Here is a 16,599-nt window from a genome sequence, read left to right on the forward strand (position 1 = left end):
ATAGCATCGATTCCGTTTACTGCTCACCCGCCGGGCAAAGCTTCGCACATTATGCAGCATCGTCATGCGGCATCGTCAGAATCGCTATTAGCGGTGTCCAGTCCCCTTTGCCCGCCATTCACCGTTCGGGCGTGACCGCATCGCGCGGTATATCGAGCGTCGCGATCGGATACCAGCCCGATTCGTCCCGGTCGTCGCGGGCCATCCGCATGGGCGGGTAGTTCACCACGTGCGATGCGAGCGGCTTGTGCTGCTGCCATTCCGCGGCCGCACGCAGCGTGTAGCGCCCCGGCGGCAGGCCGGACATGTCGATGTGAACGGCCTCGGTCGACGATGCCGGCACCGGTTCCTTGCCGGGGTTGTCGCCGGTCTGCCCCTGGCCCAGGGCCTTGAGGTTGACCGTTGCCGGCAGGGTCCGAACGACCGCCCCCGAGAAATCCACCAGCCGGTAGCCGGGCACCCAGTGCTCGGTCGCGGCGGCCGCGCCGTAATTGGTCCACACCGCCGAGATGGTCGCGACCTTGCCCTGTGTTGATTGCGAGCCGGGCCGGGCCTCGACCGAATACCGGTAGCCGGCGGCCACGTTGGCCTGGGCCCACAGCAGATACAGCGCCGGGTTCATCGAGGTGCTGGAGTCCCGGTCCGGGAAGTTGAAACTCGACGTCATCGACACGCGATACCGGACGACGTCGTGCAAGCCCTTCTCGTAGTAGGACCGCGGATCGGTGCCGGCGGGCAGCTGACACCACTCGGTGATCACCAGTGCCGAGGCCAGCCGGTCTTTGATTGCGCCGACGAGCGGATCCTTCGACTCCACGTAATGCGACTTGTCCGACTCGGCCCACACCGGCAAGGGCGCAAACACGCCCAGGCAATCCGAGCGGATGCCCACCGGCGCCGACAGTTTCTTGGTGACGTCGTCGGCGAGTAACTGACGCACGATTTCCGGGTTCAGCGCGGTCGTGACCAGTTGCGTGCGGGGAAACGCGGCGACGTTTGCCGCGACGAGCTGCTGGATGGCCGCTTTGGTGATGCTCTGGTCGCGGAACTGGCTGTAATAGCCCAGCCGCGCCTCAGTGTCTTCGGGGGACGCACCCGGCGCGCCCAACTTGTCCCGCAGATACGCGATGTGGTTCTCGCTGAAATCCCCGTAGCCGGAGAACTCGAAAACGCTGAGCCGCTCGTCGCCGTCGTAGCGCCGGCCCAGCGCGGCCAGCAGTTGGCCGAACGCCTCCAGGTAATTCGGGTCGTTCCAGTTGGGCACGACCTGCGTCACCCCGGGCGTCCACCAATAACGTTCGGGCCCCGTATAGCTGGTGGTCGCCGACCGCATCCAGTCGGGAACCGCGATATTGGTGTTGTTCGGATAGGTGGCATCGCAACAGGAGTTGTAGGCGTACACGCGCAGGGTCAGCCGGATGTTGCGGCCGGCCAGCTTCGCCAGCGCGTCGTCGATCGCGCTGAAATCGAACTTGAGATCGTCCGGCGCGTCGGGGGGCAACGTGCGCGGATCGGTGGGCTGCAACTGCCGCCACGACACCCGCTGGCTCGCGTCGTACGACGCCGGCCACGGCGGATACCGTTGCGCCGTATTGCTTTGCGGAAAAAGCGGCATCAGGAGATCCTCGTACTGTCCGCGCAGCGGGTTGGGGATCTCCTGCTCGGTCAACGGGATCGCCGGACTGGCGATCGGGGTCAGCGGCTCGGGGTTATTGCGACTACTACACCCACTCAGCGCCAGGGCCGCGCACACGGCAATGGCCGCCGTGCGCTTCCCCAGTATTCGGATCATCGTTGCGATGCTAGATCGCGCCCGGCGAATCATTGGCCATTGGTTGTCGTCGAGTCGCGCGGAATATCTAGTGTGGCAATCGGATACATGCCCGATCCGTCGCGGCCGTCGCGGGCCAACGCCATGGGGGCGTAGTTCACCACATGTGAGGCGCCCGGTTTGTGCTGTTGCCAGTCAACGGATGCGCGCAGCGTGTAGTGTCCCGGCGCCAAGCCGGTCAGGTCGACGTGCACCGACTCGGTCGTCGGGGCCGGGACCGCCTCCTCGCGCGATTGGCTCGAGTCGTCGTGAACCAGTGTCTTGAGGTTCACCGTCGCCGGCACGGTCCGGACCACCGTCCCCGAGAAATCCACCAGCTTGTAGCCGGGCGTCCACTGTTCGGTCGCGGCCGCGGAACCGTAATTGGTCCAGACGACGGAAATGCTCGCCACCTTGCCCTGGATCGACTGCGAGCCCGGACGCGCCTCGACCGAATACTGATAGCCGGCCGACGCATTGGCCTTGGCCCAGAGCAGATACAAGTTCGCGTCCATCGCCGACGTCGCGTCGCGGTCCGGGAATCTGGTGCTCGACGTCATCGACACGTGGTACCTGATGACGTCGTGCAGTCCCTTTTCGTAGTAGGCCCGCGGGTCGGCTCCGCTCGGTAGCTGACACCATTCGGTGATCACCAGCGCCGAGGTCAGCCGCTGCTTGATCGCGTTGACCACCGCGTCGTTGGAGCGCACATAGTGAGAGTCGTTGGAATCGGCCCAGGCCGGCAGCGGCTCCTGAACGCCGAGGCAATCCGAACGGATGCCCACCGGTGCGGACAGTTTCTTGGTGACGTCGTCGGCGAGCAGCTCGCGCACGATCTCCGGGTTCTGCGGGGTAACGACCAGTTGTGTGTGGGGGAACGCGTTGACGTTCGCCGCGACGAGCTGCCGAATGGACGCGATGGTGATGCTCTGATCACGAAACTGGCTGTAGTACCCCAGCATCGCCACGCTGTCGTCGGGCGACGGGCCTGGCGCGCCCAACGCGTCGCGCAAATAGGCGACGTCGTTGCCGCTGACATCCCCGTAGCCGGAAAACTCGAAAACGCTGAGCCTTTCGTCGCCGTCGTAGCGCCGGCCCAGCGCGGCCAGCAGCTGGGAGAAGGCGTCGAGGTAATCGGGGTTGTTCCAGTTCGGCACCACCTGCGTCACGCCCGCCGCGGAACCGTTCGGCGGCCCCGAATAGGTGGTGGCCGCCGGGCGCATCCAGTCGGGAATCGCGATGTTGGGATTGCCCGAGTCGTTGCAACACGAGTTGTACGCGTACACGCGCAGCGTCATCCGCATGTTTCGGCTGGCCAGCTTCGTCAGCGCATCGTCGATCGCGCTGAAATCGAACTTGCGATCGTCGGGCGCGTCGGGGGGCAGGGTGCGCGGATCGGTCGGCTGCAACTGCCGCCACGACACCCGCAGGCTCGCGTCATACGAAGCCGGCCACGCCGGATAGCGCTGCTGGGCCGGATTACCCTGCGGGAAAAGGGGATTCAGGAGATCCTCGTACTGCCCGCGCAGCGGGTTGGAGATCTGTTGGACGGTCGGCGGTATGGCGGGGCTGACCATCGCGGATAGCGGTCCGGGGTCGCTGTGCCTGCCGCATCCGTCCAGCACCACCGCGATCGTGCACACGACAGCGGCCAGCACGCGTTTCTTCGATGGACGAAACATCGGAATGTCAGATCACGCCCAACGACAGCGACTCGCGGTCGGCGAGGAACGGCATCGGCAACCAGCGCGCGGACAGCAACGCTTCCATCGCGTCACCCGGAACGGGCCGCGACAACAAGAATCCCTGGGCGCGGTGGCATCCGTGCTGCATCAATGTCAGTGCGGCGGCGGGTGTCTCGACTCCCTCGGCGACGACCTGCAGGCCGAAGGCCTCGGCCAGCCCGATGATCGCGCGAACGATGGCGAGGTCTCCGGCGTTGCTGCCCAACTCACGGACGAACGCGGTATCGATCTTCAGGATGTCGACCGGCAGCGACTTCAGGTGCGAGAGAACGGCATAGCCGGTCCCGAAGTCGTCGATGGCGATCTGGACCCCGACCTCCTTGAGTTCCGTCAGCGTCTTGCGAGTGGTCTCGATGTCGTGCACCACGGCCCGCTCGGTGATCTCCAGGCAGAGCGATCCGCCGTCGATGCCGAACTCCTCGATGGTGTCGGCGACACTGCGCACGAAGCCGCGGGTGATCAGTTGAACCGGTGACACATTGATGCGCAGCACGGCGCTCTGCCCGACACCGTTGGCGCGCCAGCGGCTGAATTCCGCGCAGGCGCTTCGCATTACCCACTGGCCCAGCTCCGCCGCGAGATTGGTCGTCTCCGCCACCCCGATGAACGAGTCCGGCAGCAGCAGCCCCCAGATCGGGTGCCGCCAGCGGACCAGCGCCTCCGCGGCCACGATGGCGCCCGTCCACAGGTCGACCTCGGGCAGATAATGCAGCAGCAGCGCTTCGCTGTCGATGTCCCCGCGCAGGTGCAGCTCAATGTCGTTGCGGAAGGCGCTTTTCAGTGACATGTCATCGGTGGACACCGCAACCTGGTTGCCGCCCGCGCGCTTGGCGGTCAGCACGGCCTCGTCGGCGCGGCGCAGCAGGTCGGCGCTGTTGTCGCGGCCCGGCATGCCCACCGCCAGCCCGATGCTGACGGTGCGGGTGATCATGTATCCCCCGACGGCCATGCGCTCGTGCAGCATCGCGCCGATGCGGCGCGCGAACGACTCCGCGGTTCCGGTCGACATCGGCTGGTCGGGGATGACGACGAACTCGTCGCCGCCCAGCCGCGCGATCAGGCTCTGACTTCCCGCGCATACCCGGATGCGTTGCGCGAAGACCTTGATGAACCAGTCGCCCGCGGCATGGCCGAGGTAGTCGTTGATCGGCTTCAACCGGTCGAGGTCGAAATACAAGACCGCGACGGGCCCCGGACTGCCCGCGGCCAGCCTCTCCGACAGATGCGCCACCAGCGCCCGACGGTTGTACAGACCGGTCAGGTCGTCGTGCTCGGCGAGGTAGCGCAGCTTTTCTTCGGCCGCGATGCGGGCTTGAAGCTGCGCAAACAGCGCGGCGACGGCCTCGAGCGTGTTTAGCTCCTCCGGCTTCCACTTCCGGCTGCCGTACTTAACGAAGCCGAGCACGCCGGTGACCGCGTCGCCCGAGACGAGCGGGGCCGCCGCCACCGAGGGCGAGGGGCGTCCCTTGGCTCCGCCGAGCCAGCGGTGCAGGGAATGGCCGCTCTGATCGTCCGGTATCACCACCGGTTTCCTGCTGCGCTCGCATTCCGCGAGCACCGGGTCGGCGCTGGTGAAGTGGACAACGGCCATCGGATCCGGATGCGCAACGTCAGTGCGCGGCGGCCATTCCGCCACCAGCACCGAGGCCCGGACGTCCTGGTCGTGGTGGCGCAGGAAACTGCTGTCCATGTCGAACTGCTCGACGAGCTGCGCGAGTATCCGTTCGCTGATTTGAGTCGCGGTGGAACTCGTGGCCTGCATCAGCTGGGTGGCTACGGAAGTGACGACGAGATCGAGACTGCGCGGCACGGGCTCCTCCGATGTCGGGCAAATGTCCCGTCTGGGCGGCTGGCCCAATCAGTATGGCGAAGCGTAACACGCGCTACCCCGCCTGAGCGGGGCTTGCGATGGGCCTGTACCTGGAGTTTTCGGGTCAATCCGGCGAGTGAAACAGCTCACAGTCCGCCCGGATCTGTCACACCCCAACAGGCCGCGGTGTCTCAAGGGCACACGTCCCGTGAGAATAGGAGACAGAAATGAGCGAGGTCACCGCCCCAAGAACCCATGTCGTCGTCGTCGGCGGCGGGTACGCCGGAACCGTGGCCGCCAACCGCCTGCGGCAGCGTCCGGACATCGATATCACCCTGGTCAACTCCCGTCCCGTCTTCGTCGAGCGGATTCGCTTGCACCAGTTGGTCGCCGACACCGGCGCCGCGACCGCCGAGTTCGGCGAGCTGCTGGGCGATGGAATCCGGCTGATCGTCGACACCGTCGACCGCATCGAGTTCGCGGACCGGCGGGTGCTGCTCGCCTCGGGTGCCGAGCTGAGTTACGACTACCTGATCTATGCCGTCGGCAGTACGGGCGCGATGCCCTCGACGGTCCCCGGCGCCGCCGAATTCGCCTACGCCATCGCCGACCTCGAGAGCGCGCGTCGGCTGCGTTATGCCCTCGCCGACCTGCCGCCGGACGCCCCGGTCACTGTTATTGGCGCCGGATTGACCGGCATCGAGACGGCCTCCGAGCTGGGCGCGCGGGGACGCCCGGTGACCTTGGTCTGCGGTGGGACGCTCGGACCGTCGCTGAGCGAGCGGGGTCGGCGTTCGGTCGGCAAGCGACTGCGCAAGCTCGGCGTCAACGTGCTGGAATCCGTCGCAGCGACCCAGGTCCGCTGGGACGCGGTGGTGCTGAGCGACGGCGCCGTGCTGCCCAGCGCCGCGACGGTGTGGACGGCCGGGTTCGCGGTGCCGGATCTGGCCGCGCGCAGCGGGCTGAGCACCGACGCGATCGGGCGGCTGCTCACCGACGAGACGCTGACCAGCGTCGACGACGATCGCATCGTCGCCGCCGGTGACGCCACCGCGCCGTCGGGCCAGCCGCTGCGGATGAGCTGCCAGGCCGCCGGGCCGTTAGGCGCCCAGGCCGCCGACACGGTGCTCAGCCGCATCGCCGGGCGGACACCCGCGGCGCTCAACCAGGCGTTCGTCGGGCAGTGCATCAGCCTCGGCCGCGCCCACGCCACCTTCCAGCTCGCACGCACCGACGACACCCCGGTGAACGCGGTGCTGGCCGGCCGGACCGCCGCGTCCCTCAAGGAGGCGATCTGCAAGGGCACGCTGTGGGCCATCCGCCGCGAGGCCGCCAAGCCCGGCTCGTACTACTGGCTCAAGGGCGGCAACCGCGCAGCGCGGCTGCAGGCCGACGAGCGGGTCCCGCTGCCATGATCGCCCCCGGTGAGCACGCCGAACGGTTCACGCTGCTGCGGCCGTTGTTGTTCACCATCGCCTACGAAATCCTGGGCTCGGCGACCGAGGCCGACGACGTGTTGCAGGACAGCTATCTGCGGTGGGCCGACGTCGACCTCGCGACCGTGCGCGACACGAAGTCGTACCTGGCCCAGCTGGTCACCCGTCAGGCGCTCAACGCGCTGCGGGCGGGCGCGCGTCGCCGCGAGGAGTACGTGGGGCCGTGGCTGCCCGAGCCGCTGCTCACCGATGACCAGGACCCGTCGGCCGATGTCGTTCTGGCGGAATCGGTTTCGATGGCGATGCTGGTGCTATTGGAAACCCTGAGCCCCGACGAACGGGCCGTGTTCGTGCTGCGCGAGGTGTTCGGTTTCGACTACGGCGACATTGCCGAGGCGGTCGGCAAGCCCGCGCCGACCGTGCGGCAGGTGGCGCACCGGGCCCGCGAGCACGTGCGGGCGCGGCGCAAGCGCTTCGGCACGGTCGACGCGCACCGCAACGCGGAGATCACCGCCCAATTCCTGGCCACGGCGGCCAACGGCGACGTGGACGCGCTGATCGCAATGCTCGCCCCGGATGCGACCTGGATGGCCGACAGCGGGGGCAAGGTGTCCGCCGCGCGGCGGCCGGTGGTCGGTGCCGAACGGGTGGCCAGGGCCATCGCCGGGCTGATGCGCAAGATGAGCAAATTGTGGGCCGCGGTGCGCATCGAAATGGTGACCTGCAACAGCGCCCCGGCGGTCTTGGTCTATCAGGACGAACACCTCGAGATGGTGATCACGCTGGAGATCGCCGGCGACAAGATCACCAACTTCTACGTGATGCGCAATCCCGACAAGCTGGCCGCGCTGGCGACGGCCCGCGACATCAGCCGCGGCTGACCCCCGGTGCGGGGTGCGGCTGTCCGTTGTTCTGTCAAGCTAGATCGGTGCGAATCGACGACCTCGGCGACCTTGGCGACGCGCCCCGCGTGCTGCGCGCCGTCGGCGACGCCACCGGGCGGCTCGGTCTGCCGCCGCCGGCCGCGCTGACCGGCGACTGGTTCGGCGCGCAGGCTGTTATCGCACCGAGCGTGTCGGCGCAACCGGTCGACGCCCGCGACGCGTTCGCGGTCGGGTTGGACGCGCGGACGCCGGATTCCGCGGCCGTGGGCGGCGGCTGGGTCGGCTACCTGTCCTATCCCGACGCCGGCGCCGATGGGCGTCCGAACCGGATCCCCGAGGCCGCCGGGGGGTGGACCGACTGCGTGCTGCGCCGCGACCGGGACGGGCGGTGGTGGTACGAAAGCCTTTCCGGGGCGCCGATGCCGGAGTGGCTGGCCGCGGCACTGGCCGCGACACCCGCGCCCGGACGCGAATGCCGGATCGACTGGGATGCGGCCGACCGGGCGGAGCACCGCGGCGGTGTGCTCGCCTGCCTGGAGGCGATCCGCGCCGGCGAGGTCTACCAGGCGTGCGTGTGCACGCAGTTCACCGGACGCGTCAGCGGGGCGCCGCTGGATTTCTTCGTCGACGGCGTCGCGCGTACCGCTCCGTCCCGGGCGGCCTACGTCGCCGGACCGTGGGGCGCGGTGGCGTCGCTGTCTCCGGAGCTGTTTCTGCGGCGCCGCGGCTGCGTCGTGACGTCCAGCCCGATCAAGGGCACCCTGCCGCTGGATGCCTGGCCGTCGGAGTTACGGGCTTCGGCCAAAGAGGTCGCCGAGAACATCATGATCGTGGACCTGGTCCGCAACGACCTTGGCCGGGTGGCGATCACCGGCACGGTGACCGTGCCCGAGCTGCTGGTGGTGCGTCGTGCGCCCGGCGTGTGGCACCTGGTGTCCACGGTGGCGGCGCGGGTACCGACGGAGCTGCCGACGACCGCGCTGCTGGACGCGGCCTTTCCGCCCGCCTCGGTCACGGGTACCCCCAAACACCGTGCCCGCCAATTGATTTCGCAATGGGAGCAACGCCGCCGCGGGATATATTGCGGCACAGTCGGTTTGGCATCGCCAATCGCCGGGTGTGAGCTCAACGTCGCGATCCGCACCGTCGAGTTCGACGCGGTGGGCGGCGCGGTTCTCGGCGTGGGCGGCGGGATCACCGCCGACTCGGACCCCGACGCCGAATGGGAAGAATGTCTGCACAAGGCGGCTGGAGTCGGGCTCACATCCCCGACTCACTCGCGGCGTGACCGCAAGACCGCGTCGTAGAGCTGGCGCGAACGCACTCCCGGATGCGCGGCGGCCACCTCGCCGCACGCGTCCTTGACGCGGGCACCCCCCGCGACGAGCTGCTCCACGTCCGCCACCAGCGACGGCAGGTCGGCGCGCGGGAGGGCGCCGGCGACGACGACGGTGATCTCGCCGAGCACGCCGTCGGCCACCCACGTCGCCAGCTCGGCGAGCGATCCGCGCACCACTTCCTCGTGCACCTTGGTCAGCTCCCGGCAGACCGCGGCCGCGCGTTCACCGCCGAGTTCCTCGACGGCGTCGCGCAGGCACGCCGCCAGCCGGCGCGGCGATTCGAAGAACACGACGGTGCGCCGCTCGTCGGCCAGTCCCTTGAGCCACGTTTTGCGCGCCGAGCTCTTGCGCGGGGCGAAGCCCTCGAAGCAGAACTTCTCCGACGGCAAACCGGACACGGCCACGGCGGTGGTCACGGCGGACGGCCCGGGCAGGCACGTCACCGGCACCCCGGCGTCGACGCAAGCGGCGACCAGCCGATAGCCGGGGTCGCTGATCACCGGCATCCCGGCGTCGCTGACCACCAGCACCGTCGCCCCGGCCTTGACCGCGTCGACCAGCGCGGGCACCCGCGCGGCCTCGACCTGGTCGAACAGGCTGACCACCCGGCCGGTGATGGCGACGCCCAGGTTTTTGGCCAGGGTGCGCACCCGGCGGGTGTCCTCGGCCGCCACCACGTCGGCGCTCGTGAGCGCGTCGATCAGCCGAGGCGAGGCATCCGACGGCTGGCCCAACGGGGTCGCACCGAGCAACAGGCGACCGTAGGTCATGACGGACAGCCTACGATCGACACCGATGTCCGCTCCGGCCCGCGAAACCTCCGTGACAGTGGAGGATGCCGTCGGGGAGCGCGTCGTGCCCGTCGTCAGCCCGGGCCCGCTAATCCCGGTCGCCGATTTCGGGCCCACCGACCACATCCGCGGCTGGGTGGTCACCGGCGTGATCACGCTGCTGGCAACGGTGACCCGATTCCTCAACCTGGGGTCACCGACCGATGCGGGCACGCCGATCTTCGACGAGAAGCACTACGCGCCTCAGGCCTGGCAGGTGCTGCACAACCACGGGGTGGAAGACAATCCCGGCTTCGGGCTGGTGGTGCATCCGCCGGTCGGCAAGCAACTGATCGCGTTGGGCGAGGCGATCTTCGGCTACAACGGGTTGGGCTGGCGGTTCACCGGGGCCCTGCTCGGCGTGGTGATGGTGACCCTGGTGCTGCGCATCGTGCGGCGGATCAGCCGATCGACTTTGGTGGGCGCCATCGCCGGCGTGCTGCTCATCTGCGACGGCGTTAGCTTCGTCGCCTCCCGGACCGCGCTGCTCGACGGCCTGCTCACCTTCTTCGTGGTCGCCGCGTTCGGCGCGCTGATCGTCGACCGCGATCAGGTGCGGCAACGAATGCACGTGGCCCTGCTGGAGGGCCGCGCCAGCGAAACGGTGTGGGGCCCGCGGCTGGGTGTGCGCTGGTGGCGCTTCCTCGCGGGGATTCTGCTCGGATTGGCTTGCGGGACAAAGTGGTCCGGGCTTTACTTCGTGCTGTTCTTCGGCGCGATGTCGTTGGCGTTCGACGTGGCTGCGCGCCGTCAATATCAGGTGCCCCGGCCGTGGCTGGGGGTTCTCCGGCGTGACCTGATCCCCACCGCGTATGCGCTGGCATTCATCCCTTTCGCGGTCTACGTGGCCAGCTATGCGCCGTGGTTCGCCTCGGAGACCGCGATCGACCGGCACGAGGTCGGCCAGACGATAGGTCCCCACTCCGTCGTTCCGCTGCCCGACGCCATCCGCTCCCTGTGGCACTACACCGCCAAGGCCTTCCAATTCCATGCGGGCCTGACGAATTCGGCCGGCAACTACCACCCGTGGGAATCCAAACCGTGGAGCTGGCCGATGTCGTTGCGGCCGGTGCTCTATGCCATCGACCAGCAGAATGTGGCTGGCTGCGGGGCGCAATCGTGTGTGAAGGCCGAGATGCTGGTCGGCACTCCCGCGATGTGGTGGCTGGCGGTGCCGGTGCTGATCTATGCCCTTTGGCGGTCGGTGATCCGGCGCGACTGGCGCTACGCCGTGGTGTTGGTGGGTTATTGCGCGGGGTGGCTGCCCTGGTTCGCCGACATCGACCGGCAGATGTACTTCTTCTACGCGGCGACGATGGCGCCGTTCCTGGTGATGGGGATCGCCCTGATATGTGGGGACATCCTCTACGCGCGTGGTCAAAGCTCCGAGCGGCGAACGCTGGGCCTGATCGCGGTGTGCTGCTACGTCGCGTTGGTGGTGACCAACTTCGCCTGGCTGTTCCCGGTGCTTACCGGTCTTCCCATTTCGCAGCAGACCTGGGACATGGAGATCTGGCTGCCCAGCTGGCGGTAGTTCGGGTTTCTGCGCCGAGATTGCCGTGAGGGCTGTGATCGCGGGCCCAATCACGACCATGACGGCAATCTCGGTGAGATGTCAGTCACCGCAAGCACCATGAGCGCGTGACGGGGGTATTTCGCGGGACCGAGGCAATAGCGTGCGGCGCGCTGACCCGCGGCCAACTGCGCTGGAACTACCGGCGAATCCACCGCAACGTATACCTGCCGAAAAACGGGGTCAGGTCGCTGCGGGACAACGCCCATGCGGCGTGGCTGTGGTCGGGACGGCGCGGCATCATCGCCGGCCGTGCCGCCGCCGCGCTCCACGGAGCCAAGTGGATCGACGATTTCACCCCGATAGAAATTGTCGGACCGCTCAACCATCCACCTCCGGGCACGATTGTTCGCCGCGAACGCATCAGCGATGAGGACGTCGTCGAATTCGACGGCCTGCCTGTAACTGGTCTTGCACGCACCGCGTTCGATCTGGCCAGGCATCTGCCGCCTGCCGTCGCGGTCGCCCACCTCGACGCGCTGTCGGCGGCGACCGCTGTTACCTCGGCCGACGTGGCCCCTTTAATAGCTCGGCATAAGGGGGCACGGGGCGTGCGCCAATGCCAGGTACCTCTCGTGTTAATGGACGGCGGAGCACAGTCTCCGAAGGAAAGCTGGTTGCGAATGGTCCTCATCGACGCCGGCCTGCCCCGCCCCGTCACGCAGATCCGCGTCACCGATGGACAGCTTGTCGCGTACCTCGATATGGGATGGGAGGGGCCGATGGTCGCAATCGAATACGACGGGGACCAACACCGAAGCGATCGAAGGCAATACGTGAGGGACATCCGGCGAGCCGACATGGTCAGTCGCCTCGGCTGGCATGTGATCAGGGTGATCAATGAGGACCGGCCAAACGTCATTGTGCAGCGGGCGCGCGACGCGCTTGCGCGCCGCTCTGCGCCGAGATTGCCGTGAGGGCTGTGATCCGGGGGCCAATCACGACCGTGGCGGCAATCTCGGCGTCACACCGGGTCGCGGGCGACGGGGCAGCACATGCAGCGGGGGCCGCCGCGGCCGGTGCCCAATTCCGAGCCCGCGATGGTCAGCACTTCGATGCCGGCGTCTTGCAGGCGGCTATTGGTCTGCATGTTGCGTTCGTAGGCGACGACGACCCCGGGCGTCAGAGCCAACGTGTTGTTGCCGTCGTCCCACTGTTCGCGTTCGGCGATGACGGGATCGAGACCGGTATCGATGACGCGCAGCTTGTCGATCTCCATCGCCTTGGCGGCGGCCTCCAGGAACGGCGTTTCGTCGCTGATCGTGACGCCGTCGGGCGTGCGCTGGATGGTGAAGGCCGAAAGCGTGTCGACGACGTTCGCGTACATCACCACGGTGTCGGTGTCGACCATCGTGCACACCGTGTCCAGGTGCATCTGCGCGCGCTTCTGAGCGATCGGCACGGCCAGCACCGTGTTGGCGAGGTCGTCGTCAAATAGGCTGCGCGCCAACGCTTCCGCGCCCGCCGGGGTGGTGCGCTCGCCCACCCCGACGGCGAGCACACCGGGCGCGAGCAACAGCACGTCGCCGCCCTCGACCGGGGCGGTGCGCGACTCGTAGGCGCGCCGCACACCGGTGAACCGCGGGTGGTGCGCGTAGATGAGGTCGGTCAACGACGCCTCGCGAACCCGGGCCCGCAGCGCCAGCGTCGGGATCACGACCCGCGGCCCGATCCAGATCGACGAGTCGCGGGTGAACACCAGGTTCGGCAGGGGCTCGATGACGAAGTCCGCGCCATGGTGCATGCGAAGCACCAACGACACGTCGGTGCGGGTGTCGGGCGGGAGTTCGTTGAACGTCATGCCGGCCATAAGGACATTCGCGAGCCGGACCGGGTCCAGGCCGCGCAGATAGGCCGAAAGCTCTTGCGCCAGAGGCGCACCGAGCCGACGCGCGTCGACCGCGGCGGCAACACCCTGCATCCGGGCCGCCCCGCTGTGGCTGAGCGCCTCGGTCAGCAGGTCCGACAGCAGCAGCACCTCCACGCCGCGCGACCGCAGCAGCTCGGCGAACTGGTCGTGCTCCTCCTGCGCGCGAGCGACCCACGGCAATCCGTCGAACAGCAGCTGGTCGCTGTTGCGTGGATTGAGTCGCCCCAACTCGGCGCCGGGGCGGTGCAGGATGGCGACGCGTAGCGTGCCCACTTCGGACTCGGTGCTCAGCTCAACACCCACGGTTAAGACGGTAGCCGGTCGCTCGGCCGCTCCCGTCCCGATCGAACGGATGTGCGATAGACTGGCCCGCGTGAGCGTCACGGTCCAGGGCTCGCTGTTCCAACACACCGAGCGCAGACAACTCGGTGACGGCGCGTTCATCGAGCTGCGCGCCGGCTGGCTGACGGACGCCGACGACCTGCTCACCGCGTTGCTGTCCACGGTCCCGTGGCGGGCCGAACGCCGCCACATGTACGACCGCGTGGTCGACGTCCCGCGGCTGGTGAGTTTTCACGACCTCACGGTCGAAGACCCACCGCACCCGCGCCTGGCGCGGCTGCGCCGTCGGCTCAACGACATCTACGCCGGCGAGCTCGGCGAGCCGTTCACCACGGTGGGGTTGTGCTGCTATCGCGACGGCTCCGACAGCGTTGCCTGGCACGGCGACACCATCGGCCGAAGCAGCTCGGAAGACACCATGGTGGCCATCGTCAGCCTCGGCGCCACACGCACTTTCGCGATGCGCCGCCGCGGCGGCGGCCCGTCGCTGCGACTGCCGCAGGCGCACGGCGACCTGCTGGTGATGGGCGGATCATGCCAACGCACCTGGGAACACTCGGTGCCGAAGACGGCGGCGCCAACCGGTCCGCGCGTCAGCATCCAGTTTCGGCCCCGCGACGTCCGATAGAGCCGAGTCAGCTGCGCACCGCGGCCACCGCCTTGACGAGCAGGTCGCGGGCACGCTGCGTGTCTACTTTCGCGACCGGCTGATCGGGCACCACAAGCGGATTGGCGATGACGATCACCTGGTAGGCGCCGAACTGGGCGGAGTAGTCGTACAACTCGCCGGTGTGGGCCGTGTTTCCGACGAGCGCCTGCAACACGCGGTGCACCCCGAAAGTGTGCGTCCCGTCGATGTGCGGCGCGTCGATCACCTCGAGGCCGCCGCGCACCTGGCCCCCGGAAAATGCCACCTTGCTGCAGTCCTTCGCCGGATCCTCGACCGGCACCGGCTTGGAGGTTTCCACCGCGATCACGACGTAGCGGTCACCGTTGCCCTCGGCGGACACCGCAGCCATATTGCCCTGCAAGTCCGGGGGCATGGCCGGGCCGAGCGCGGTTTTCGCGCAGTTGGGGGGATCGAAACTCAGGCCGTCGGGCAGCTTGCGGGCGGACAGGAACTTGGGATCGATTGCCCTTTCGCTGATATCGGCGACCTTGAACTCCGGCCCGAAGCTCGACTTCACCCCGGAGACCTTGGCGATGTCGGCCCTCGTCGAGGCGGCATCCGAACCCGATGAGCAGCCGGCGAGAACGCAGACGGATGCGATCGCCGACACCACCTTGAACATCGTGGCCAATCTACCCAACCCCGTCGCTCAGCTGCGTAACGTGGACACCGTTTTGACGAGAAGATCGGCGGCGAATTGGGGTGGCAGGGCCGGCAGCGCCGAGCCCGGGTCGGTGATCAGCGTGGTGAACGCGTAGTAGCCGCCCAGGTACGCGGTGAATGTGTATGCGCGCGAATCGATTTCGGTGCCCGCCTCGACGGATGACTTGATATCGGTCACCATGCCGACCGTCTCGGCGCCGTCGATGCGCGGGGCGTCGGTGAGGTGAACACCGACCGTGGTGTGTCCGGAAGTCATGGTCCACTGCCCGCACGCCGCGACCAGGTTGTGGTCGAGGTCCACCGGGCCGGGCAATGCAACGACAATCGTGTCGACGATGCCGCCCGCGCCCGAGGCGGACAACCCTTGCGCGGATCCGCCGTGCCCGTTGCCCGGGTCGGCGAGTGCCGCGCACCGCGCCGGCTTGGCCGCGGCATCGCTTCCAAGGCTCCAGATCACCCGCGGTGAGGCCGCACCGGGGATGGCGGTGCTGACCTCGTAGTTGGGCGGCAGCTCGCGCACCACCCGCTTGATGTTGGCGGGGTTGACGGCGACGCCGTGCGCCGACGACGAGGGCGGCGCCGGGGGTTTGGGCGCGCGGGAATGCGCACATGCGCCCACCAGCAGGGTGAGCACCACGCCAATCCACAACGGCCGCATGCGCTTTAGCCGACCGCCTCGATCACCTGGCGGGCAACGCGCTCGATCTGGTCGGCGATCTCACGCTTGAGGTGCAGGTCGCGCCGGCGCGGCACATCGATGACGGTGGTGATGACGCCGACGTCCTCGCGCTGCCAGACCGCGCCGTAGCGGTCCATGATGGTGCGCATCGGCAGGTTGTCGGAAAGCATTCGCGCGGAGAACCTTTCGACGCCGTCGACGCGGGCGGCGATGGACAGCGCACCGATCAGGAAGCTACCGATCCCCCGGCCCTGGTAGGCGTCGGCGACGGTGAACGCGATCTCGGCGATCGTGGGGTCGGTCTCGTCGCGAACGAACCGCGCGTCGGCCACCGGATCGCTGCCGTCGGTCATCACCCAGACGAAGTGGTCGACGTAGTCGACCTCGGCCAGGTAGTGCATCAACGCCGGACTAGGCAGCCGGGCCGTCATGAACCGGCGATACAGCGTCTCGCTGGAGAATTGGATGTGACCGTGCACCGTGCGCTCGTCGTCGCCGGGCAGGACCGGGCGCAACAGCAGGTCGCTGCCGTCGCGGACGCGCACCGGGATCGGGGTGATGAACGCGGCAAGGCGCTGGCGGACGGTGCGCAGCAGCCGCGGCATCACCCCGGGGATGTGCAGCATCCGGGTGAACGCGTCGTTGTCACCGATCCAGCCGGTCAGCGGTTCGGCCGTGGTGACCGTCGCGATGCGCGGGATGTCGCGCAGCAGGGCGATCTCCCCGATGATCGTGCCCGCGGATGCCTCCCCGACGGCCACCGTGCCGTCGTAACCGACGTGCTTGATTTCGGCGGTTCCCGACGAGATCAGCAGGAACGAAACCGCCTGCTCCCCTTGCCGCATCAGCACCTGGCCCGCCGCGGCGCGCAGCGGCTGAAGGGTCGCGGCCAGCGGCGCTAAGTCCTCGGCGGGGCATCCCTCGAAGACGTCCATCGTCGCGAGTTC

The 16,599-nt window shown here is 68.1% G+C and carries 14 protein-coding genes; 6 read left to right on the forward strand and 8 right to left on the reverse strand.

What is annotated here, in order from left to right:
• Positions 1-118 precede the first annotated feature (118 nt).
• Genes A5736_RS10640 through A5736_RS10650 form a run of 3 tightly spaced genes read right to left on the reverse strand, consistent with a single transcriptional unit; the run spans position 119 to position 5,365 of the window.
• Entirely contained in the window at positions 119-1,792 is a 1,674-nt protein-coding gene (locus A5736_RS10640) for a hypothetical protein (RefSeq protein ID WP_254848340.1), read from the reverse strand.
• A 29-nt stretch (positions 1,793-1,821) separates the two neighbouring features.
• Positions 1,822-3,492, reverse strand: coding sequence for a hypothetical protein (locus tag A5736_RS10645; protein ID WP_076246075.1), 1,671 nt, complete (start codon positions 3,490-3,492; stop codon positions 1,822-1,824).
• A gap of 7 nt (positions 3,493-3,499) precedes the next feature.
• Positions 3,500-5,365 carry a bifunctional diguanylate cyclase/phosphodiesterase gene (locus tag A5736_RS10650; RefSeq protein WP_076122837.1) on the reverse strand — a complete coding sequence of 622 codons (1,866 nt, stop codon included), beginning with the start codon at positions 5,363-5,365 and terminating at the stop codon, positions 3,500-3,502.
• A 227-nt stretch (positions 5,366-5,592) separates the two neighbouring features.
• Between A5736_RS10650 and A5736_RS10655 the strand changes: the two genes are divergently transcribed.
• Genes A5736_RS10655 through A5736_RS10665 form a run of 3 tightly spaced genes read left to right on the forward strand, consistent with a single transcriptional unit; the run spans position 5,593 to position 8,992 of the window.
• On the forward strand, positions 5,593-6,780 hold the full coding sequence (locus tag A5736_RS10655; RefSeq protein WP_076246077.1) for an NAD(P)/FAD-dependent oxidoreductase: 1,188 nt from the start codon (positions 5,593-5,595) through the stop codon (positions 6,778-6,780).
• Positions 6,777-7,682 carry an RNA polymerase sigma-70 factor gene (locus tag A5736_RS10660; RefSeq protein WP_076246079.1) on the forward strand — a complete coding sequence of 302 codons (906 nt, stop codon included), beginning with the start codon at positions 6,777-6,779 and terminating at the stop codon, positions 7,680-7,682. The genes A5736_RS10655 and A5736_RS10660 overlap by 4 nt, the downstream gene beginning before the upstream one ends.
• 47 nt (positions 7,683-7,729) lie before the next feature.
• Entirely contained in the window at positions 7,730-8,992 is a 1,263-nt protein-coding gene (locus A5736_RS10665) for an aminodeoxychorismate synthase component I (RefSeq protein ID WP_076246081.1), read from the forward strand.
• Here A5736_RS10665 and rsmI read toward each other — a convergent pair.
• Positions 8,959-9,795 carry a 16S rRNA (cytidine(1402)-2'-O)-methyltransferase gene (gene rsmI, locus A5736_RS10670; protein ID WP_076246083.1) on the reverse strand — a complete coding sequence of 279 codons (837 nt, stop codon included), beginning with the start codon at positions 9,793-9,795 and terminating at the stop codon, positions 8,959-8,961. The genes A5736_RS10665 and rsmI overlap by 34 nt on opposite strands.
• 25 nt (positions 9,796-9,820) lie before the next feature.
• Here rsmI and A5736_RS10675 point away from each other — a divergent pair, with 25 nt between their 5' ends.
• A complete protein-coding gene (locus A5736_RS10675; protein WP_076246085.1) occupies positions 9,821-11,389 on the forward strand; it encodes a dolichyl-phosphate-mannose--protein mannosyltransferase in 1,569 nt (522 codons plus the stop codon).
• Between the two features lie 107 nt (positions 11,390-11,496).
• A complete protein-coding gene (locus tag A5736_RS10680; RefSeq protein ID WP_076246087.1) occupies positions 11,497-12,345 on the forward strand; it encodes a DUF559 domain-containing protein in 849 nt (282 codons plus the stop codon).
• A 47-nt stretch (positions 12,346-12,392) separates the two neighbouring features.
• On the opposite strand, the gene arcA is transcribed toward A5736_RS10680, so the two are convergent.
• Positions 12,393-13,601 carry an arginine deiminase gene (gene arcA / locus A5736_RS10685; RefSeq protein ID WP_076246088.1) on the reverse strand — a complete coding sequence of 403 codons (1,209 nt, stop codon included), beginning with the start codon at positions 13,599-13,601 and terminating at the stop codon, positions 12,393-12,395.
• 70 nt (positions 13,602-13,671) lie between these two features.
• Between arcA and A5736_RS10690 the strand changes: the two genes are divergently transcribed.
• Entirely contained in the window at positions 13,672-14,268 is a 597-nt protein-coding gene (locus tag A5736_RS10690; RefSeq protein ID WP_217695746.1) for an alpha-ketoglutarate-dependent dioxygenase AlkB, read from the forward strand.
• Between the two features lie 7 nt (positions 14,269-14,275).
• Here the strand turns inward: A5736_RS10690 and A5736_RS10695 are convergent, their stop codons facing one another.
• Genes A5736_RS10695 through A5736_RS10705 form a run of 3 tightly spaced genes read right to left on the reverse strand, consistent with a single transcriptional unit; the run spans position 14,276 to position 16,587 of the window.
• Positions 14,276-14,932: a DUF5642 family protein gene (locus tag A5736_RS10695; protein WP_076246091.1), complete on the reverse strand. Its 657-nt coding sequence runs from the start codon at positions 14,930-14,932 to the stop codon at positions 14,276-14,278.
• Between the two features lie 27 nt (positions 14,933-14,959).
• Positions 14,960-15,631 (reverse strand): DUF5642 family protein, encoded by a 672-nt coding sequence (locus A5736_RS10700; RefSeq protein WP_076246093.1) that lies wholly within the window; start codon positions 15,629-15,631, stop codon positions 14,960-14,962.
• A gap of 5 nt (positions 15,632-15,636) precedes the next feature.
• Entirely contained in the window at positions 15,637-16,587 is a 951-nt protein-coding gene (locus A5736_RS10705) for a GNAT family N-acetyltransferase (RefSeq protein ID WP_139333251.1), read from the reverse strand.
• Positions 16,588-16,599: the final 12 nt, after the last annotated feature.

It is taken from the genome of Mycobacterium sp. SP-6446 (assembly GCF_001954045.1).
Classification (GTDB): Bacteria; Actinomycetota; Actinomycetes; order Mycobacteriales; family Mycobacteriaceae; genus Mycobacterium.

Excerpts from the sequence above, each read along its gene's own strand:
- A5736_RS10700 (WP_076246093.1), bottom strand. The coding sequence starts at position 15,631 with ATGCGGCCGTTGTGGATTGGCGTGGTGCTCACCCTGCTGGTGGGCGCA.
- A5736_RS10660 (WP_076246079.1), top strand. The coding sequence starts at position 6,777 with ATGATCGCCCCCGGTGAGCACGCCGAACGGTTCACGCTGCTGCGGCCG.
- A5736_RS10675 (WP_076246085.1), top strand. The coding sequence starts at position 9,821 with ATGTCCGCTCCGGCCCGCGAAACCTCCGTGACAGTGGAGGATGCCGTC.
- A5736_RS10645 (WP_076246075.1), bottom strand. The coding sequence starts at position 3,492 with ATGTTTCGTCCATCGAAGAAACGCGTGCTGGCCGCTGTCGTGTGCACG.
- rsmI (WP_076246083.1), bottom strand. The coding sequence starts at position 9,795 with ATGACCTACGGTCGCCTGTTGCTCGGTGCGACCCCGTTGGGCCAGCCG.
- A5736_RS10640 (WP_254848340.1), bottom strand. The coding sequence starts at position 1,792 with ATGATCCGAATACTGGGGAAGCGCACGGCGGCCATTGCCGTGTGCGCG.
- A5736_RS10655 (WP_076246077.1), top strand. The coding sequence starts at position 5,593 with ATGAGCGAGGTCACCGCCCCAAGAACCCATGTCGTCGTCGTCGGCGGC.
- A5736_RS10705 (WP_139333251.1), bottom strand. The coding sequence starts at position 16,587 with ATGGACGTCTTCGAGGGATGCCCCGCCGAGGACTTAGCGCCGCTGGCC.
- A5736_RS10695 (WP_076246091.1), bottom strand. The coding sequence starts at position 14,932 with ATGTTCAAGGTGGTGTCGGCGATCGCATCCGTCTGCGTTCTCGCCGGC.